The following is a 19,435-nucleotide window of genomic DNA, read 5'->3' as shown; positions in this document are numbered from 1 at the left end:
CCACTCTATTCGCTATTACCGCTCTATTCGTCGTTACCGCTCTATTAGCTATTACCGCTATACTCGTCGTTACCGCTCTATTCGTTGTTACCACTCTATTCGCTATTACCACTCTATTCGCTATTACCGCTCTATTCGTCGTTACCGCTCTATTAGCTATTACCGCTATACTCGTCGTTACCGCTATACTCGTCGTTACCGCTCTATTCGCTGTTACTGCTCTATTCGCTATTACCGCTCTATTCGCTGTTACCGCTCTATTCGCTGTTACCGCTCTGTTCGCTATTACCGTTCTATTCGCTATTACCGCTCTACTCGCTGTTATCGCTCTACTCGTCGTTATCGCTCTACTCGTCGTTACCACTCTATTCGCTATTACCGCTCTATTCGCTGTTATCCCTTTATTATTTTTAAAAGCCACACAAACAAAAACCCGCCTTTCGGCGGGTTGTTGTGCGAACACTGCATCTTTATTCTGTATTGGTAACTATTACTTAGTTGCCAATTTTTCACGGATACGTGCAGACTTACCTGAACGCTCACGTAAATAGTACAGTTTAGCACGACGTACACGACCGCGACGCTTAACTTCGATGCTAGCAATTAGCGGGCTATGCGTCTGGAAAGCACGCTCAACACCTTCGCCATTAGAGATTTTACGTACTGTGAATGCAGAATGCAGACCACGGTTACGCTTAGCAATTACCAAACCTTCAAAAGCTTGAAGACGCTCTTTTTCGCCTTCCTTAACACGTACTTGAACTACTACTGTATCACCAGCACCAAAATCAGGCACATCTGTTTTCATTTGCTCATCGTTGAGCATTTTAATGATGTTGTTCATAATTACTCCATCCTAGTAATAACTGAGCGTTGACTATGCGGACTTGTCCGTTTCATTCACGAACTGCGCTAATAAAGTCGTTTGTTCGTCAGTCAGAGCTAGATTTTCAAATAATTCTGGTCGTCTCAAAAAAGTTCTTCCGATACTTTGTTGTAAACGCCAGAGTCTAATTTTTTCGTGGTCACCGCTTAGCAGCACTGCGGGTACGTCAAGACCATCCAATTGTTCAGGGCGCGTATAATGAGGACAATCCAGTAAACCATCAGAGAAAGAATCTTGCTCTGCTGACGCTTGCTTGCCCAGTACACCAGGTACTAAACGAGCCACTGAATCGATTAACGTCATTGCCGGTAACTCACCACCCGAAAGTACGTAATCACCGATAGACCATTCTTCATCAACTTCTGTTTGAATAATGCGTTCATCAACACCTTCGTATCGACCACACACTAAAATCAAACACTCTGATTTAGCTAACTCAGTAACGCCATGCTGATCCAGCTTGCGTCCCTGAGGAGATAGATAAATCACTTTTGCCCTATCACCTGCAGCTGCTTTAGCTGCATGGATAGCATCACGCAGAGGTTGCACCATCATTAACATACCGGGCCCACCACCATAAGGTCGGTCGTCCACAGTATTATGTCTATCATGGGTGAAATCTCGAGGATTCCACGTTTGCAACTCTAGCAGGCCGTTTTTCACGGCTCGACCCGTAACCCCAAAGTCTGTAACAGCACGAAACATCTCTGGAAACAGGGTGATTACCCCTAACCACATATGTTGTACCTCGACTTAGAAGTCAGGATCCCAATCCACTAAAATCTGTTTCCCTTGCAAGTCCACCTGTTTGATGAACTGCTCAGGGACAAAGGGGATCATACGTTCCGCTTTGCCGAAGGCATCTTTGGCATTAGCTTTAATCAGTAGTACGTCGTTTGATCCTGTTTCCACGATCTGGTCAACAATACCCATGTTATAGCCGTTTATATTGGTCACTTCGCAGCCGATAAGATCACGATGATAGAATTCACTATCATCCAAATCTTTCATTTGCTCAGGCATGATCGCAATTTCACAATTTGTGAGCATTTGCGCATGTTCTCTGGTAGCGACACCTTCTAGTTCAGCCACGACAGCTTTACCTTGAAAACGCCACTGAGCGACCTTAACTTCACGCCAAACGCCTTGTTCTTTTATAAGCCAAGGCGAATAATCGAAAATACCTTCAACAGAATCGGTATAGGAAGTGATTTTTAGCCAACCTTTAATACCATGACTGGAACCTAACTTACCCAGTACAACTAGCTCTTGGTTACTACTCATCTATCTATACCTTATACGCAATTAAGCAACAGCTTTACGCGCGTCTTTAATCAGTTTTGCAACACGCTCAGATGTTGCAGCGCCAGTAGCAACCCAGTGCTCAACACGATCAAGATCTAAACGTAAAGTTTCTTCTTGGCCACGGGCCAATGGATTGAAGAAACCTACACGTTCGATGAAACGACCGTCACGAGCATTGCGGCTATCAGCAACAACGATATTGTAAAATGGACGCTTTTTTGCGCCGCCACGAGCTAAACGAATGGTAACCATGCGTTTTATTCCTCTAATGATTTGCTAGAAGCAAAAATAAAAACTGGAACTCCGTGTTCGCGAAGAGTCCCAGAAAGAAAGCCGGAAGATTTTACCTGACTTTTGAACTATTGCAACCAAATCTGATGATTTTTAGCTCACCCATTTTGTTGCAATAAAGTCAAAAATATAACCTAACCAACTGATTGAATTTAAAAATTACTAGTTTTGCTCTTGAAAGATGCTGTTATTATCGACCAGGAAACTTCATTCCTGGTGGTAACATTCCGCCCATTCCGCGCATCATCTTCTTCATTCCACCCTTGCCAGACATCTTTTTCATCATTTTCTGCATTTGGGTAAATTGCTTCAATAAGCGGTTTACATCTTGAATTTGGGTACCTGAACCGCCAGCGATTCTACGTTTACGAGATCCTTTAATCAAATCTGGATTCTTACGTTCTTTAGAGGTCATTGAATTAATAATGGCTTCCATTTGTCCGGTCATTTTACCGTCTTGAACCTGGGCCAATGCTTCTGGTGGTAATTGTCCTACACCTGGAAGCTTCTCAAGCATGTTCATCATTCCGCCCATGTTTTTCATTTGCTGCAATTGCTCACGAAAATCTTCTAGGTCGAAACTGCCGCCGGATTTAACTTTTGAAGCCAGCTTCATCGCTTTGTCTTTATCGACGCCACGTTCAACTTCTTCAATTAATGACAACACATCACCCATACCGAGGATACGCGAAGCAATACGGTCTGGATGGAAAGGCTCTAACGCATCGGTTTTCTCACCAACACCTAGAAATTTAATTGGCTTACCTGTGATACTGCGAATAGATAACGCAGCACCACCGCGAGCATCACCATCAACTTTGGTTAAAATAACACCCGTCAAAGGTAACGCTTCATTGAATGCTTTAGCTGTGTTGGCCGCATCTTGCCCCGTCATCGCGTCAACAACGAATAAGGTCTCAATCGGATTTACAGTAGCATGCAGCTGCTTGATTTCATCCATCATAGCTTCATCAACGTGCAGGCGACCTGCTGTATCGACAATCACCACATCAATGAATTTTAATTTTGCATAGCTTATTGCGGCTTTAGCAATATCAACTGGCTTTTGGCTCACGTCAGACGGAAAGAATTCAACCTCAACTTCTGCAGCCAATGTTTCAAGTTGTTTAATTGCCGCAGGACGGTATACATCCGCACTGACGACAAGGACTGATTTTTTATGACGTGTGCGTAAAAATTTACCTAATTTGGCTACCGAGGTTGTTTTACCCGCGCCTTGAAGACCCGCCATCATGATCACAGCCGGAGGTATTGCCGCTAAGTCGAGGGCTTCATTCGCCTCACCCATGGCTTTTTCAAGTTCGTTTTGGACAATTTTGATAAAGGCTTGCCCTGGGCTTAAGCTTTTTGACACCTCTTGACCCACAGCGCGTTCTTTTACGCTGTTAACGAAGTCTCTAACAACAGGTAAAGCTACATCCGCCTCAAGCAGCGCCATACGCACTTCACGCAGGGTTTCTTTAATGTTGTCTTCTGTTAAGCGACCACGGCCACTAATGTTTTTTAGTGTGCGTGAAAGTCTGTCAGATAAATTTTCAAACATTGAGCGGCTCTTTTAAGCATATCGATAATTGAGCCCATTATACCCAAGCCACTCTAAATTACGATACTTGCAACGCGAAGAACGTAAACACTGACTCATTTTGAGTAAATTATTGTAGCTAAAGGTAGGAAACTGTTAAATTTTGGGTCTTAGGTCACTGCCATATTAGGCCCTGATCATGTTAATCTAATAAAATAATGAAAATGTGATGCTTTGATAGTATTGTTCAACACTCACAGCGCAGTTTTTCAGCATTAATTACTATGATAGGTTGAGTCTCAATGGTTATTTTTTCAGCGGCAGCCATGCTGTTTTATTGTTTAGCTTTGGTTTTAGTAACAAGCAGACTTTTTCATGTTGAAGGGCCTAATCGTAAGGCCGTTATGCTGGCTTCTGGTATTGCCGTCATCATGCACGGGTTTGCACTTTCGAATGCGGTTTTTACTGTCGATGGACAAAACTTTAGTTTAACCAACGTAATTTCATTGGTTAACTGGATTATTGCATTAACGTTCACGATTACAATGCCTCGACTTAAAGTCATCATTGTAGTGCCCGTTGTGTATGCCTGCTCAATATTGTCAGTAGCACTTCTATGGTTAGTGCCGCCGCAGTTTATTACTCATTTTGAAATACACCCTGAACTTCTGGCACATGTAGTGTTATCACTCATGGCCTATAGTGCATTGATGATAGCGGCTATGTACGCCATTCAATTATGGTTTATCCAGAATAAACTGAAGAAAAAGCAAATGATGATGAGCCCAGCAATGCCGCCATTAATGACGGTTGAAAAGCAACTTTATCACCTCATCATTATTGGATTTATTTTACTGAGTTTATCGCTCGTAACTGGATTTGTATTTTTAGAAGATATGTTTGGCGACGGTAAAGGCCATAAGGCAATATTATCAATAATAGCTTGGGTGGTTTACGCTGCGATGTTGTGGCAACAATATACTGTTGGCTGTAGAATCCGTACCGCAGTGATTTATAGCTTATCGGGTGCAGGCTTACTATCTCTCGCATATTTTGGTGCTAGAGTTGTTAAGGAATTGATATTAAACTAATTTTAATATCTTTACGCTGAATATGCTTTTCTATTCTGTTGAAAAATAACCAAGATTACTTGACACTAACGGCCAATAATAAATAATGGCCGTTAAATTTATGACAATTTGGCCAATAGGTCAATTTCACACCACTTTATGGGGCCCCTTTTTTGGACGCTATATCTACCAGCGCACTCCTTATTTTCCTTTTGGTTTTAATCGTGATTTCTGCTTATTTTTCTGGTTCAGAAACCGCAATGATGAGCCTCAATCGATACCGCTTACGACATCTTGCATCCAATGACCACAAAGGTGCACAGCGCGCCTTAAAGTTACTCGACCGCCCAGATCGACTCATTGGCTTGATTCTCATCGGTAATAATCTGGTTAACATTCTTGCATCTGCAATTGCGACTATTATCGGTATGCGCTTGTTTGGTGATATGGGTGTTGCTATTGCAACCGGTGTTCTGACTATAGTGGTGTTAGTGTTTGCTGAGGTCACACCAAAAACGTTTGCGGCTTTGCACCCTGAACGTATTGCATTTCCATCGAGTATTTTATTAGGTTGGTTATTAATATTGCTGTCGCCATTAGTGAAAGCAATCAACTTAATTACCTCAATGTTTTTACGTTTAATGGGCATTAAAACGGTCAAAACAAGTGACGCGTTAAGCCAAGAAGAACTGCGCACAGTTGTTCATGAAGCTGGAGCACTAATCCCACAGCGTCACCAAGAAATGTTATTGTCGATTTTAGATTTAGAAAAAGTCACAGTCGAAGACATTATGATTTCGCGCTCAGATATTTATGCTATTAACGTCAATGACGATTTTAAATTGATAAATAAGCAAGTGGTTCAAAGTCCTCATACTCGAGTGTTAGTCTATCGCGACAACATCGATGATGCTGTCGGGTTTATTCACTTACGTGATGCTTTGCGCTTACAATCCAAAGAGCAATTCAGTAAGTCATCATTATTAAGGGCTGTTAAGGAGTTATACTTTATTCCTGAAGGCACACCACTAAACGTTCAATTGACTAATTTCCAGCAAAATAAAGAACGCATAGGGTTAGTTGTTGATGAGTACGGTGATATTCAGGGCTTAGTCACACTTGAAGATATTTTAGAAGAGATTGTCGGTGACTTCACAACCTCAATGCTGACCACGGCAAGTGAAGACATTAATATCCAACAAGATGGTAGTTTCTTAATTGATGCCACGATTAACATTCGTGACCTTAATAAAGAAATGAAATGGAATCTTCCGATTGATGGCCCTAAAACCTTAAATGGCCTGATCATTGAATTTCTGGAAGATATTCCTGCAGCAAACACCAGCTTACGCATCGTTGATTATCAAATAGAAGTCATCGATGTTGCAGATAATATGATTAAAACAGTCAGAGTTTTACCCAGCAATTTAACGTTAATTGATGATAACGAGTAGATTTTTACACATAAAAAAGGCGCTGCAAGCGCCTTTTTTATTGCCATGAAATGGTCATTCATTACGATGCACGACGCTTAGCCTCTAAAGCACGGCGTTTATCACGTGCTATTGGGGTAATTTCTGCGGCTAAGTCTTTTTCCAAGCCTAATATGAAATACAACTCTGCCATCAAAAAGAATGGCCCAATCAGAAGCTGATTGAGATCATCCATAAAAGCAGGTTTAGCCTTTTCATATTTATGGCCAATAAACTGAATAACCCAGCCAATAATAAAAATACTAATGGCAATGATAAAAGGATGTGAGGTATGAACAACCAGCTCTGTGGTGTATAACACCGGCACAATGAACAATACTAATCCAAACGCCAGGCGCATATGAAGTGCCATATAGTAACCCAATACCACCACAGCTAATATCATCGCAACACTCACTTGATAATCTTGCCATGCAAAGCGAAGAGTCCCCAGCATCAAAAATGCCGACCAAATAATCATAGGAACGCCGACAAAATGCGTCTTTATATTTTGTGGATTTAAGTGCACGCTTTTATAAGTTGAAAGTTGTTCTACTGCCGATTTCATTTTTGATTCTCTCTAGTTAACCTCAGCTCAAAAGAAGGAATGAGGTAGGTAAACTGGCATCATGATATTCGATCTAATTCATATCTAGTGGATCATTTTTGCTAACAATCCGTATTGATTTACCAATATTAATCTAGTGTGATGTCGTCGTATTAGTATAGAAAAAGACTGTTTGATGTCAGTTATCATCTCGTTCTGAGATGAGTTGTTTATATCTTGTTAATCTACCCCACTTACGGCCATTTTAAAAGCTCACAAAAAAGGCGCTAATGCGCCTTTAATAAATAGCCTAATATGGTTCTCATCAACTTTCTAACACCACAGTGGCTACAGCATAATGTTTTTCATCTGCAATACTGATAAAACCATGCTTGCCCGCTAATTGTTCAAGCCGTGCTAGCGCGCCATCGGTAAAACGTACCTGGGGCGCGCCATTATCATCATTGTCGATATGGATATGTTGAAACGACACACCTCTGCCAATTCCTGTGCCTAAGGCTTTTGCTGCAGCTTCTTTGGCGGCAAAACGCTTAGCTAAAAATCGCTCAGGCTGTTTTGATTGCAAGTAAGTAGTAAACTCAGACTCTGTCAGCACTCTTCTGGCTAACTTGTCACCTAGGCGCTCTTGCTGCTCACTGATGCGGGCAATCTCAACAATGTCTGTTCCTATCCCTACAATCGCCATTATTCGCCTCTGCGGCCTTCAAGCATCAACTTCTTCATATCCCGTACTGCAGTGTCCAAACCATCAATAGCGGCTCGAGCAATCACAGCATGACCAATATTAAGCTCATAAAGCTCAGGAATAGCCGCGATAGCCTTAACATTGTGATAATGCAATCCATGCCCAGCATTAACCACTAAACCTTTACTGTGAGCATATTGTGCCATTTCAGTAATACGAGCTAATTCATTTGCCTGCTCAGCATCGGTGATGGCATCAGCATAACAACCAGTATGGATCTCAATATAAGGTGCGCCAGATAACACTGCTGCATCAATTTGAGTTTTATCAGCATCAATAAACAATGACACTTTAATACCTTCTGCAGCCAAACGTGTTACGGCTGAGCGGATTTTTTCTAACTGACCAGCAACATCAAGACCGCCTTCAGTTGTTAGCTCTTCACGCTTCTCTGGGACTAAACATGCATACGCTGGTTTGATATCACAGGCGATAGCGATCATTTCTTCAGTGACAGCAAACTCGAAGTTCATTCTGGTCTTCAATGTCTTTGCCAATAAATACACATCACGATCTTGAATGTGGCGACGATCTTCACGTAAATGTATGGTGATACCATCGGCGCCGGCATGCTCTGCTACTGCAGCTGCGTGTACGGGATCAGGATAATGAGTACCGCGGGCCTGACGCAATGTCGCGATATGATCGATGTTAATGCCTAATAGTATTCCGCTCACATCGAGCTCCTTAAGATAATAAATAACACAATGAGGCACACGATAACCAAAGTTATGCACTAATTTACAAGTGTTTGGTCCATGTGTTGGGTTTAAAATAGATTATATGCTAATCCGATTTGTTACTGAATAACTGCCTACTTAATAACGGCTTATTACCCAACAATGGTGTGAGTAAATAACGCATTAATCCTTTAGCTTGATTAAACTGTTCAGGTTGCAGGTTTTGTGATGCCAATGCTAGCAACATTGCCCCAGATAAACAGCCTTTACCATGAGAAAAAGAGCTTTCTTGAGTGGTTACTACAGGGATAAAACCACTCTCTGCAATAAACCGATAGTGGCAACTGTCATCTAACGAGTCACCTTGGGTGTCATAAGCAAGAGACGGCAACGCACCTAACTCGAGTAATAATGCTATTTCAAAATAACGTAGGTGGCTTGAACAAAACTGTTTCGCTAACGCCAGTAGTGCACGATGATAATCGAGAAAGAGACCTTCAGCTTGGTGATCGACTGACAATAGGCGAACTAATATTTCGTTTAGGTAAAAACCAGAATAAAGACTATTACCGCTCAGCGGCATAGCAGGTGCAGCGGCTTCAATTTGGGTAATATTTTTCAATCCTAAATTTCTGGCTTCGGATTGGGCACTAAATTGGATAATCAGCGGCTGAAAAGGTTGTAAGATACTTTTAATCGACCGTTTACCAGAACCGACTCGAGTAATGGCATCAACACGCCCAACACCTTCTATCAGCAAATTAACGATCACGCTCGATTCACGAAATTGTCGATGATGAAGCACATAGCCACGTTTCATAGTGGCCATGCCTATAAATACTTAATCAATAACGCTAAAGCCAATTTAGCTTTCGCCATAGCCTAAACTTCTCAATGCACGTTCATCATCAGCCCAACCTGATTTCACTTTCACCCACACTTCAAGAAATACTTTATTGTCAAATAAGGTTTCCATATCCAGACGGGATTGCGTTGCAATCGTTCTAATTCGCTCACCCTTATTGCCAATCACCATCCGTTTTTGGCCTTCACGCTCAACCAGAATTAACGCATTAATTTGATAGACGCCATTTTCCATCATTTTAAACTGTTCAATCTCTACCGTTGCGTCGTAAGGAAGTTCATCCCCAAGGAAGCGCATTAGCTTTTCACGGACAATTTCAGATGCCATAAAGCGTTGTGAGCGATCGGTAACATAATCTTCTGGGAAATAAAATGGTGCTTCTGGCAATGATTCACGTGCCATATCCAAAATGCGTTGCACATTGGTGCCTTTACTGGCTGATATTGGCAAAATTTCATCAAAATCAAACTTTTTAGCCAATTCCGTTAAATAAGGGAACAATGATTCCTTATCTTTAATGTTATCAACTTTGTTGATGGCTAAAATGATTTTTCGATCATCATTACGATGTTGAATTTTTTGGAGCACCATCTCATCATCGGCAGTCCACGTCATACCATCAACAACAAAAATAACCATAGCAACATCAGCTAATGAACTGGCAGCTGCACGGTTCATCAAGCGGTTTATCGCACGCTTTTCTTCGATGTGTAGACCAGGTGTATCAATAAATATAATCTGGCTTGGGCCATCGGTATGAATACCCATGATACGGTGACGAGTTGTTTGTGGTTTTTTTGAGGTAATACTCACCTTTTGACCAAGTAACTTGTTCAAAAGCGTTGATTTACCCACATTGGGACGACCGACAATAGCCACCATGCCACAATAAGTTACATCGTATTTGGCTGTGGCCGTTGGTGCTGCTTGGTTCATCCTTGCCAGCAGTTCATCTAAGCTAGGCTCTTGGTTATCACCTGCTGGCAAGTCTGTTTTTTTGGTCATTTATTCAGTAGCTCCAATACCTGAGCAGCGGCAAGCTGTTCAGCTTTTCTTCTTGAACTTGCCACACCGGTGACAACTTTATCTAATTCACTAATTTTACATTCTACGGTGAATGTTTGATCATGCGCTTCACCTTCTACCGCAACAACTTGGTAATCTGGCAATGGCTTTTTAAAACCTTGCAGGTATTCTTGCAAAATTGTCTTCGGATCTTTTTGATTAATACCCGGTTTTATCTCAGCTAAACGCTCTTGATACCATGATAATAATAGCTTACGGCACACTTCGATATCGGCATCAAGGTAAACTGCACCAATAATAGCCTCTACGGCATCCGCTAAAATAGATTCGCGTCTAAAGCCACCGCTTTTGAGTTCACCAGGGCCTAAATACAAATAATCACCTAGCTTGAATTCTTGAGCGATGATTGTCAGTGTGTCACCTTTGACTAAAGTAGCGCGCATACGGCTTAAATCACCTTCAGTCGCCTTTGGAAACTGATGATATAAGGCATCTGAAATAGCTATCGATAAAATCGAATCGCCTAAAAACTCTAAACGCTCATTATGTTTATTTGCTGCGCTGCGATGTGTTAAGGCCTGAATGAGTAATTCAATATTATTAAACTCATACCCTAAAGTACGGCACAAACGCGGCAAATTTTTAATGGGTTCCATCAATGTATTCCACCTACTCTATCAAAACGTACTCCGGTCGGTACCCACGTTGGTAACACATCACTCGGTTTACGATCAAATTCAAAACTAATCCAAATTGCAACGGCTTTACCGACAAGATTCTCTTCCGGGACAAAGCCCCAGAATCGACTATCGGTACTATTATCACGGTTATCACCCATGGCAAAATACATTCCTTGAGGGATAACGAACTCACCAGCAGGAAGACCCGCTTGAGGATAAAAGTGCTGTCTGAAATCAGGGCGCGATGGATTAAGCAAAATATCGTGTTCTACATCGCCTAATTGCTCACTCAAACGAATTAATGGCACGTCATTTTGGCTAAACTCACCACGATTAATTTCTACATGCTCAATCGTATGAGCAGCTGGGCAGTCAGATTTATTGACACACGCTTCTTGGATCATCAGTTGTTTATTACGATAAAATATCTTGTCACCTGGTAAACCAACCACACGCTTTATATAGTCAATTTTTGGGTTTTCAGGGTATTTAAATACAAATACGTCTCCGCGCTCAGGTTCACCGGTTTCAACTAGTTTGCTGCGCCATACAGGATCGCGTAACCCGTAACTAAACTTTTCAACCAGAATGAAATCACCCACTAAGAGTGTCGGCATCATCGAACCAGATGGAATTTGAAATGGCTCATAGATAAAAGATCGTAAAATCATCACAAAGGCGATAACCGGAAAAATCGAATGTGCAGTTTCAACTAACACGGGCTCACGAATGATTTTATCTATCGCATCTGCACTTAACTGAGTTGAGTTAGCTTGTGCTGCTAATAAGCTTTCACGGCGTTTAGGCGCAAAAAATACCACATCAATTAACCAAATAAGTCCACTGACTAAGGTTACGAGTACTAAAATGAGCGAAAAATAGGCTGCCATTACTGATTTATCTCCTGCTAGGTGTGTTGGATCCATATGGCTTGAGCAAAGGCTCAGAATAACTCAATCCAGTATGGTGATTAACGAATAAACATTCACCCAGTTGAGTGTTACAAAATATATAGTAAAAATAACGATAACGCCGCAATACGCGGCGTTTAGTGTCGGTTAATCTTTCAAGGTTGTTTTGGCAGCGAATTGTTGGTCATTTATACAAGGCAGAGGCTTTGTAGTGTAGTTATTCTACATAAAAAGCCGATAACGCAGTAAAAATGGCCAACAAACGCTGCTCGAAGGGTTCGGCTAAAAACGTTTTACTCTTTATTGAGTGATTCTTTGTGAATCAAGTGGTGCTTAGATTACTAGGCAGCAATCCACTCGCCTCGATTAAAACGTTTTTATCTCGAACAAAATTTAACCAGCAAAGATCAACAGGCACTAGCAAACTAAAACAATTAATTATAATTAATCGTTAAGTTTCAATACCGCTAAGAATGCCTCTTGTGGCACTTCAACGTTACCGACTTGCTTCATGCGTTTTTTACCTTCTTTCTGCTTGTTAAGTAGTTTCTTCTTACGTGAAACGTCACCACCATAACACTTAGCGGTTACATCTTTACGTAATGCTTTAATACTTGAACGAGCAATAATCTGACTACCAACAGCAGCCTGAATAGCAATATCAAACATTTGGCGAGGGATCAGTTCTTTCATCTTTTCAACCAATGCCAAACCACGATGACGAATATTACTGCGATGAATAATCATCGCTAATGCATCAACTCTGTCGCCATTGATTAAAATGTCCAGTCGCACCATATCTGCAGGATCAAAACGAATAAAGTTATACTCTAATGACGCATAACCACGACTCGTTGACTTAAGACGGTCAAAGAAATCCATGACCACTTCAGCCATCGGCAAATGATAAGTCACGGCCACTTGATTACCGTGATAAACCATATTGGTTTGCGAACCGCGCTTTTCAATACACAAGGTAATCACGTTACCTAAGTATTCTTTTGGCACTAATATATTGGCTTCAACAATCGGTTCACGAATTTCTTCGATATTATTCAGCGCAGGTAGGCCTGAAGGATTATCGACATAAATCGTTTCACCATTGTTCATGATAACTTCGTACACCACTGTGGGTGCCGTCGTGATCAAATCTAGATTATATTCGCGCTCTAAACGCTCCTGGACAATCTCCATGTGCAGAAGGCCGAGAAAACCTATACGGAAACCAAAACCTAACGCTGATGAAGTTTCAGGTTCAAAAAACAGTGATGCATCATTCAAACTTAATTTATTTAACGCATCACGGAAGCTTTCATATTCATCGGTAGAAATTGGGAATACACCGGCATAAACCTGAGGCTTAACACGTTTAAAGCCTGGAAGAGGTTTGTCCGCGCCATTTTTTGCATGGGTCAAGGTATCACCTACTGGCGCACCGTGAATTTCTTTAATACCAGAAATCACATAACCCACTTCACCTGCACGAAGCTCTGTTTTGTCTTTTTCTTTTGGGGTAAAAATGCCTACGCGATCGGCGTTATAGTTTTGTCCAGTGGACATCACTTTAAATTTTTCACCTTTCTTAAGTATGCCATTCTTAATACGTACTAAAGAAACAACACCAAGGTATGCATCAAACCATGAGTCAATAATCAACGCTTGTAAAGGCGCAGACTCATCGCCCACTGGCGGAGGAATTTTTGCGATAATTTCCTCTAGTACTAAATCAACGCCAACACCTGTCTTTGCTGAACAACGCACAGCATCCATGGCATCAATGCCAACGATATCTTCAATCTCTGCTGCTACACGGTCTGGTTCAGCCTGAGGTAAGTCAATTTTATTTAATACAGGAACTACATCTAAATTCATTTCTAGTGCGGTATAGCAGTTTGCTAATGTCTGAGCTTCTACGCCTTGACCAGCATCAACTACTAATAGTGCACCTTCACATGCAGCCAAAGAACGTGATACTTCATAAGAGAAGTCAACGTGGCCTGGTGTATCAATGAAGTTGAGTAGATAAGTGTTACCATCTTTTGCATGGTAATCTAAGGTGACACTTTGGGCTTTGATCGTAATGCCACGCTCACGTTCTAGATCCATTGAATCTAAAACCTGTGCAGCCATTTCACGGTCAGTTAAGCCGCCACATACCTGAATCAGGCGATCGGATAAAGTTGATTTACCATGGTCGATATGGGCAATAATCGAGAAGTTTCTAATGTGTTTCATTATGCTGCAATGACTACTACTAAAATGATGAAAATTAAGGTGGCAAATTGTACCTGATTGGGGGGGTAATACCAATCAGATTAAACAATAGTATCCATTTTGGGGCGATTATTAACCATTACAGGAGGTTTTCGAGGCTCTGTACACACATTTTCAGGTTAAAAGAGATGGTTAAACATGTTACACGGCATCATAGGTCATCAGCATAAATGTGGAAAATATTCACTAACCTGAATTCGGGATAAGAGATGAGAATATGATTATAAAGATCATAAACTTAGAAGTTAACCATTATCAAAATTGTCATTTTTTACTAACAAGGCCAATTGACGCGCGTATATCTGGCCTATTGCAAGTTCATTCAACGCAGTTAGTAAAACAAAGGGCGAGCAGTTTGTTATCCCGAGATCAGGCTAACTAATGACTGGCACTGATAATGCCCACTTCTTGGCCTAAATAGGTAATGATAACGGGTGTGGCGTGAGCCTCTAGTTCAGTGGCGAAGTGCTTACCAATAAACCAGGCAACCAATGCGCCTAATGCACCAAAAGCCATAGCAAAACCATTGGTACTCAATCCTATTCCAGCAGCCAGCATATGCCCTATCATTGCCGATAAAAACAACCCAATTAACGGCAATAAATACACCAATGCAGCCGCTTTAATGATGACGCTTTCAGGTAAACCTATTTTAAGCAAATCACCGCTATGGCAAGGTCTTTCACTCGGTAATGAAAAACGTTGTGTATGAACCGAAAAAGCTTTAGCGATCGTCGATGTGCCACAATTTTCACTGCTGGCACAATGGTTACATGCACTTTTTAATTCAACCTCAACAGTTACCCAGCCTTGTTGATAATCAACCACGCGGGCAATTTCTTCCATCATAGTGGATGTGGATGACTCGGACATGTGGCTATTCATTTAATCAGCTCAAACCATAAATAAGGATTCAATTTTAGCACAATGCCGCTCATTGGCTAAGCAAGTTTACCGCTAAGCTATATCATTTCTAATTTGCCACTAGAAACACGAAAGCCGTGACACAAAATATTGTTGTCACGGCTTGCTTGTTAACGAGCATTGTTTATTTTAATACTAAACTATTGGCTATCCTGTCTAACGTTTCAGAAGGAACCTTACCGATAGCTACAACCTCAAGCGTACCCACTTTAACAACTACCATAGATAAACCATTACGAATAAGCAGTTCATTGGGCATCGGATTTTCTCCCGCTCGCGCGACATAAACAGAAATATTGGCTAATCCATCCGTTAACGCCACATATTCAACTGGCTCGTGAATACCTATCAAGCGATGATGATCGCGAACAACCACATCAAATCCTTCTGGTAACCAAGTAAATTGCCAGTTTTTACCATCCGTGCGTTCCGCTTGGTTCATCACTGCTGGCCACTCTTGCTTTGCGGCTTCAATTAAAATGTTCGCAGGTTCGGTTAATTCAATCAGCTCAATGACCATGGTTTGTTCAAGTAATTGTTTTTCTTTATTGAGGGAGTCAAAACGTAATGGCAAATAAGTGTCCATATCAATCCACACTTGAGCATCATAACGATTGTCATCATTGGCGAGTAAACGGATCATTTGCCCAGGGCGTCCAGCAATACGTCCGCGGCCACCTTTTACAAACTGATAGCCTTTTTCAAGCTGGCTTAAATCTCCCGCTAAAGCTGCTGGCCAAATTCCCTGAATACGAGGCGCTACCACACTGTAAGCCGGTTGGTCATGTTCTATAAACGTAACCGTATTACCCACTCGCACTGCATTTTTCGGCGGACCATTAAGGTATTCAAGTAAAGCGACTTCTTTATTATCGACAATGCCATGAATGTAAACAAGCGGACGGATATGGTCGGCTTGTAGCTGAATAATAGAGGTTTTGTATTGTTTATCGTGCATTGCTTGGCTCATATTCTTAAGCCAAGCTTTAGCAGATAGATCTTCTTCAGCGTGTGTTGGAAAGGTTAACACTAACAGTGCTAGCAGGATAAGGCGCAAGCTAACTCCTAACATGGTAAGACAAGGTTCTGCCGGCGGATTATGGATTTACCGCGGCATCTTGCACGCTATTATCATCAACAGCAACACCTGGATTCAAGCGTTGTTGTAACATGTGATCTTGGATATAAGCATTAATACGGCGACGCTGTTCTATAACTTGCTCATTAGAATAGCTTTGTTGATTTTGTACCGCACCAGTCTGATAGCTTACCGGTGACACACTCCCCACTAAAGGACGAGTCATTAATACCGGTAACGGTGACTCTGCATCACTGGTTTGGTTATAATTTTGCACCCCAACAATGGCCACCATAGCAACTGTTGCTGCAATAGCATATTGGCCAAACTGTTTGAAAAATGGCACCACGTTTGAACCCACTGCAACTTGCTGTGGAGTGCTAATTGGCTCGACTAATTCACTTTGCTTGGCTTGAGGCATAATAATTGTCGGTTCAAGCTCAATTGCTGCAGTGATGCTAGCAAAAAGGTCTAAGTCAATGGCTGTCGGCAACTCGCCGCGCATTGCATCGCCTATCATGTGATAGCGTTGCCATTCATCATGTGAATCAACGTCGGCAGAAAGCTGCGCCAATGTTTTATCATCGGCTTCACCATCAACTGCTGCAGATACCCACTCTTGACTTGATTTAAGCATTATTCACCTATCTAAGGTTAAGGCTGTTACTTTTCCAGCAAAGGCTGGAGCTGTTTGTCGATTGCTTCTCGAGCACGAAAGATACGCGATCTTACCGTGCCAACAGGGCAATCCATTATATTAGCAATATCTTCATAACTCATTCCTTCTAGCTCTCTGAGCGATATTGCCATTTTTAACTCTTCAGGCAGAGTGTCGAGCGTATCAAAGATCACTTTACTCATTTGATCTTTCATTAATAATCGCTCTGGTGATGCAAACTCTTTTAACGCATCACTGCCTTCATAATATTCTGCATCTTCTATATCAACATCGTTTGCAGGTGCTCTGCGCCCTTGCGATGTAAGATGGTTTTTTGCGGTGTTTACCGCAATACGATACAACCAAGTATAAAATGCACTTTCACCACGAAAATTTGCTAACGCTCTATACGCTTTAATAAAGGCTTCTTGTGTCACATCCGCTACATCCGCTTGATTGCGTACATATCTGGAAATCAAACTCATCACTTTATTTTGATACTTCAGCACTAACAGGTTAAATGCATTTTTATCGCCTTGCTGTACTCGCTCAACTAATTGTTGATCACTATATTGTCCACTCATCCGAGCCGACTACTCCTAAATCTGTAATACTGATTTCTCAGTCGCTCGAATCCTGTTCATATAAGTAGACCTACTGATATGAAGAAAGTTCGATATTGAATTAAAAAAAATTAATTTATTTTACATATAAACAAAATATCTAAGCAAAATCACAATAAAATACGCTGTAAAAGTACCCTGTCGTAGTAATTTGATTTACTATGATCAAACCACATAGCCACACCATGATACCTGATGAAACAAGCAGTTGAACACCAATCTGACATTTTGGTCATCGGCAGCGGTGCTGCAGGACTAACTTTAGCACTACATCTTGCTGAAAAATCAAAAGTAATTCTTCTTTCTAAAGGCCCATTATCAGAAGGGTCAACATTATACGCTCAAGGTGGAATCGCCTCTGTTTTCGATGAAGGCGACACAATTGAGTCCCACGTCAACGATACCTTAATCGCTGGCGCCGGATTATGCGATAAATCAGTTGTGACCTACACCGCAGAAAATGCCAAAAGTGCAATGCAATGGTTAATTAATTGTGGCGTGGCATTTGATAAAGAAGAAACCTTAGCTGGAGTCGATAATAGTACAGCCCCCTACCACCTAACCCGTGAAGGAGGGCATAGCCATCGTCGTATTCTGCATTCTGCCGATGCTACCGGTAAAGCGGTACAAACTACATTACAAGAACGTGCAATCGCTCACCCAAACATACAAGTGCTTGAACGTTACAATGCGATTGATTTAATCACCACGCGTAAATTGCATCGACCGGGTAACCGTGTGCTTGGTGCTTATGTGTGGAATCGCGATGAGGAACATGTAGAAACCGTCAGAGCCAAATTTGTTGCGTTAGCAACTGGCGGCAGCTCAAAAGTGTACCAATACACCTCGAATCCTGATATTGCCAGTGGCGATGGTATTGCAATGGCATGGCGCGCAGGTTGTCGAATTGCCAATATGGAATTTAATCAATTCCATCCAACGTGTTTATTTCACCCTAATGCCAGAAACTTCTTGTTAACGGAAGCATTACGCGGTGAAGGAGCTTATTTACGTCGTCCTGATGGCAGCCGTTTTATGCCCGATTTCGACGAAAGAGCTGAACTCGCTCCTCGCGATATTGTTGCTCGCGCCATTGATTATGAAATGAAACGTTTAGGTGTTGATTGTGTGTATTTAGATATCAGCCATAAACCTGCTGACTTTATCATTAAACACTTTCCAACCATTTATCAACGTTGTCTTGAATTGGGTATTGATATCACCAAAGACCCAATTCCAGCGGTTCCAGCGGCACACTATACATGTGGTGGTGTGATGACTGACCTTCATGGTCAAACCGATATTAATGGCTTATATGCTATTGGCGAAGTGGCTTACACAGGCTTACATGGCGCTAATAGACTGGCGAGCAATTCACTACTGGAGTGTTTAGTCTTTGCCCGTGCGGCCTCACAAGATATTGAAGGTTTGTTGCATAAAATACCGATGCCTTGCCCAATACCTTTATGGGACGAGAGCAAAGTAACTAACTCTGATGAAGAAGTCGTTATTGCCCATAATTGGCACGAACTGCGCCTATTTATGTGGGATTACGTCGGTATTGTCAGAACAGATAAACGATTAGAACGAGCACTACGAAGATGTTTGATGCTTCAACAAGAGATTGAAGAGTACTATTCAAACTTCCGTGTCAGTAACAATTTATTAGAGCTGCGTAATTTGGTACAAGTTGCAGAATTAATTATTCGATGTGCAATGGAACGTAAAGAAAGCCGAGGCCTTCATTATAATATTGATTATCCTGAACAAATCGACAATCCTAAACCAACCATTTTACAACCGAGCAGTTAAACGCTGTCAACGTCACTCAACTTC

21 protein-coding genes are annotated in these 19,435 nt (G+C 41.6%); 4 read left to right on the top strand and 17 right to left on the bottom strand.

The annotated features are described in order from the left end of the window. A partial coding sequence (locus tag AAEY98_RS17565; protein WP_351018481.1) for a hypothetical protein occupies positions 1-487 on the top strand: 487 nt, incomplete at its 5' end. Positions 488-490: 3 nt separating this feature from the next. Here the strand turns inward: AAEY98_RS17565 and rplS are convergent. The 5 genes from rplS to ffh all read right to left on the bottom strand — a co-directional run bounded on the left by rplS (position 491) and on the right by ffh (position 4,046). Next, entirely contained in the window at positions 491-844 is a 354-nt protein-coding gene (gene rplS, locus AAEY98_RS17560) for a 50S ribosomal protein L19 (RefSeq protein WP_011638365.1), read from the bottom strand. Between the two features lie 33 nt (positions 845-877). After that, positions 878-1,624, bottom strand: coding sequence for a tRNA (guanosine(37)-N1)-methyltransferase TrmD (trmD, locus tag AAEY98_RS17555; RefSeq protein ID WP_059744051.1), 747 nt, complete (start codon positions 1,622-1,624; stop codon positions 878-880). A gap of 15 nt (positions 1,625-1,639) precedes the next feature. Next, complete coding sequence (gene rimM, locus AAEY98_RS17550) at positions 1,640-2,170, bottom strand: ribosome maturation factor RimM (RefSeq protein ID WP_011638367.1); 531 nt, start codon at positions 2,168-2,170, stop codon at positions 1,640-1,642. Positions 2,171-2,191: 21 nt separating this feature from the next. Then, complete coding sequence (rpsP, locus tag AAEY98_RS17545; RefSeq protein WP_011638368.1) at positions 2,192-2,443, bottom strand: 30S ribosomal protein S16; 252 nt, start codon at positions 2,441-2,443, stop codon at positions 2,192-2,194. A 229-nt stretch (positions 2,444-2,672) separates the two neighbouring features. After that, positions 2,673-4,046: a signal recognition particle protein gene (gene ffh, locus AAEY98_RS17540; RefSeq protein ID WP_101086359.1), complete on the bottom strand. Its 1,374-nt coding sequence runs from the start codon at positions 4,044-4,046 to the stop codon at positions 2,673-2,675. A 281-nt stretch (positions 4,047-4,327) separates the two neighbouring features. Between ffh and AAEY98_RS17535 the strand changes: the two genes are divergently transcribed. Together AAEY98_RS17535 and AAEY98_RS17530 are read left to right on the top strand one after the other, a co-directional pair. Beyond that, positions 4,328-5,116, top strand: a complete 789-nt coding sequence (locus AAEY98_RS17535) for a cytochrome C assembly family protein (protein ID WP_101086358.1) — start codon at positions 4,328-4,330, stop codon at positions 5,114-5,116. 152 nt (positions 5,117-5,268) lie between these two features. Next, positions 5,269-6,549: an HlyC/CorC family transporter gene (locus AAEY98_RS17530; RefSeq protein WP_101086357.1), complete on the top strand. Its 1,281-nt coding sequence runs from the start codon at positions 5,269-5,271 to the stop codon at positions 6,547-6,549. Positions 6,550-6,610: 61 nt separating this feature from the next. On the opposite strand, the gene AAEY98_RS17525 is transcribed toward AAEY98_RS17530, so the two are convergent. The 12 genes from AAEY98_RS17525 to rpoE all read right to left on the bottom strand — a co-directional run bounded on the left by AAEY98_RS17525 (position 6,611) and on the right by rpoE (position 17,560). Further along, entirely contained in the window at positions 6,611-7,135 is a 525-nt protein-coding gene (locus tag AAEY98_RS17525; RefSeq protein WP_162023685.1) for an Mpo1 family 2-hydroxy fatty acid dioxygenase, read from the bottom strand. A gap of 304 nt (positions 7,136-7,439) precedes the next feature. Further along, entirely contained in the window at positions 7,440-7,820 is a 381-nt protein-coding gene (gene acpS, locus AAEY98_RS17520; RefSeq protein ID WP_351018478.1) for a holo-ACP synthase, read from the bottom strand. Then, positions 7,820-8,557 carry a pyridoxine 5'-phosphate synthase gene (pdxJ, locus tag AAEY98_RS17515; RefSeq protein WP_162023686.1) on the bottom strand — a complete coding sequence of 246 codons (738 nt, stop codon included), beginning with the start codon at positions 8,555-8,557 and terminating at the stop codon, positions 7,820-7,822. Before pdxJ ends, acpS begins: the two co-directional genes overlap by 1 nt. 109 nt (positions 8,558-8,666) lie before the next feature. Next, a complete protein-coding gene (gene recO / locus AAEY98_RS17510; RefSeq protein ID WP_350998970.1) occupies positions 8,667-9,380 on the bottom strand; it encodes a DNA repair protein RecO in 714 nt (237 codons plus the stop codon). A gap of 45 nt (positions 9,381-9,425) precedes the next feature. After that, a complete protein-coding gene (gene era, locus AAEY98_RS17505) occupies positions 9,426-10,430 on the bottom strand; it encodes a GTPase Era (protein ID WP_101086352.1) in 1,005 nt (334 codons plus the stop codon). Then, positions 10,427-11,107, bottom strand: a complete 681-nt coding sequence (gene rnc, locus AAEY98_RS17500) for a ribonuclease III (protein ID WP_101086351.1) — start codon at positions 11,105-11,107, stop codon at positions 10,427-10,429. Before rnc ends, era begins: the two co-directional genes overlap by 4 nt. Further along, positions 11,107-12,021 carry a signal peptidase I gene (gene lepB / locus AAEY98_RS17495; RefSeq protein ID WP_192114401.1) on the bottom strand — a complete coding sequence of 305 codons (915 nt, stop codon included), beginning with the start codon at positions 12,019-12,021 and terminating at the stop codon, positions 11,107-11,109. Before lepB ends, rnc begins: the two co-directional genes overlap by 1 nt. A gap of 465 nt (positions 12,022-12,486) precedes the next feature. Then, on the bottom strand, positions 12,487-14,277 hold the full coding sequence (gene lepA, locus AAEY98_RS17490) for a translation elongation factor 4 (RefSeq protein ID WP_101086349.1): 1,791 nt from the start codon (positions 14,275-14,277) through the stop codon (positions 12,487-12,489). Positions 14,278-14,694: 417 nt separating this feature from the next. Next, positions 14,695-15,165 carry a SoxR reducing system RseC family protein gene (locus AAEY98_RS17485; RefSeq protein WP_192114455.1) on the bottom strand — a complete coding sequence of 157 codons (471 nt, stop codon included), beginning with the start codon at positions 15,163-15,165 and terminating at the stop codon, positions 14,695-14,697. 199 nt (positions 15,166-15,364) lie between these two features. Continuing rightward, positions 15,365-16,297: a MucB/RseB C-terminal domain-containing protein gene (locus AAEY98_RS17480; protein WP_192114400.1), complete on the bottom strand. Its 933-nt coding sequence runs from the start codon at positions 16,295-16,297 to the stop codon at positions 15,365-15,367. A gap of 40 nt (positions 16,298-16,337) precedes the next feature. Beyond that, on the bottom strand, positions 16,338-16,955 hold the full coding sequence (locus AAEY98_RS17475; protein ID WP_101086346.1) for a sigma-E factor negative regulatory protein: 618 nt from the start codon (positions 16,953-16,955) through the stop codon (positions 16,338-16,340). A 26-nt stretch (positions 16,956-16,981) separates the two neighbouring features. Then, entirely contained in the window at positions 16,982-17,560 is a 579-nt protein-coding gene (gene rpoE, locus AAEY98_RS17470) for an RNA polymerase sigma factor RpoE (protein ID WP_011638383.1), read from the bottom strand. Between the two features lie 234 nt (positions 17,561-17,794). On the opposite strand from rpoE, the gene nadB reads away from it, so the two are divergent. After that, positions 17,795-19,411, top strand: coding sequence for an L-aspartate oxidase (gene nadB / locus AAEY98_RS17465; protein ID WP_101086345.1), 1,617 nt, complete (start codon positions 17,795-17,797; stop codon positions 19,409-19,411). Positions 19,412-19,435: the final 24 nt, after the last annotated feature.

The sequence above is a fragment of the Shewanella sp. AC91-MNA-CIBAN-0169 genome (genome assembly GCF_040310165.1).
In the GTDB taxonomy this organism is placed as follows: Bacteria; Pseudomonadota; Gammaproteobacteria; order Enterobacterales; family Shewanellaceae; genus Shewanella.
Note: the sequence above shows the minus strand (reverse complement) of the source record. Positions and strands in the feature narration are given on the sequence as shown.

Coding starts and splice junctions, on each gene's coding strand:
- lepA (WP_101086349.1), bottom strand. CDS start 14,277: ATGAAACACATTAGAAACTTCTCGATTATTGCCCATATCGACCATGGT.
- rpoE (WP_011638383.1), bottom strand. CDS start 17,560: ATGAGTGGACAATATAGTGATCAACAATTAGTTGAGCGAGTACAGCAA.
- ffh (WP_101086359.1), bottom strand. CDS start 4,046: ATGTTTGAAAATTTATCTGACAGACTTTCACGCACACTAAAAAACATT.
- AAEY98_RS17485 (WP_192114455.1), bottom strand. CDS start 15,165: ATGATGGAAGAAATTGCCCGCGTGGTTGATTATCAACAAGGCTGGGTA.
- rplS (WP_011638365.1), bottom strand. CDS start 844: ATGAACAACATCATTAAAATGCTCAACGATGAGCAAATGAAAACAGAT.
- AAEY98_RS17475 (WP_101086346.1), bottom strand. CDS start 16,955: ATGCTTAAATCAAGTCAAGAGTGGGTATCTGCAGCAGTTGATGGTGAA.
- era (WP_101086352.1), bottom strand. CDS start 10,430: ATGACCAAAAAAACAGACTTGCCAGCAGGTGATAACCAAGAGCCTAGC.
- acpS (WP_351018478.1), bottom strand. CDS start 7,820: ATGGCGATTGTAGGGATAGGAACAGACATTGTTGAGATTGCCCGCATC.
- recO (WP_350998970.1), bottom strand. CDS start 9,380: ATGAAACGTGGCTATGTGCTTCATCATCGACAATTTCGTGAATCGAGC.
- rpsP (WP_011638368.1), bottom strand. CDS start 2,443: ATGGTTACCATTCGTTTAGCTCGTGGCGGCGCAAAAAAGCGTCCATTT.
- lepB (WP_192114401.1), bottom strand. CDS start 12,021: ATGGCAGCCTATTTTTCGCTCATTTTAGTACTCGTAACCTTAGTCAGT.
- rimM (WP_011638367.1), bottom strand. CDS start 2,170: ATGAGTAGTAACCAAGAGCTAGTTGTACTGGGTAAGTTAGGTTCCAGT.
- AAEY98_RS17525 (WP_162023685.1), bottom strand. CDS start 7,135: ATGAAATCGGCAGTAGAACAACTTTCAACTTATAAAAGCGTGCACTTA.
- AAEY98_RS17535 (WP_101086358.1), top strand. CDS start 4,328: ATGGTTATTTTTTCAGCGGCAGCCATGCTGTTTTATTGTTTAGCTTTG.
- nadB (WP_101086345.1), top strand. CDS start 17,795: ATGAAACAAGCAGTTGAACACCAATCTGACATTTTGGTCATCGGCAGC.
- rnc (WP_101086351.1), bottom strand. CDS start 11,107: ATGGAACCCATTAAAAATTTGCCGCGTTTGTGCCGTACTTTAGGGTAT.
- trmD (WP_059744051.1), bottom strand. CDS start 1,624: ATGTGGTTAGGGGTAATCACCCTGTTTCCAGAGATGTTTCGTGCTGTT.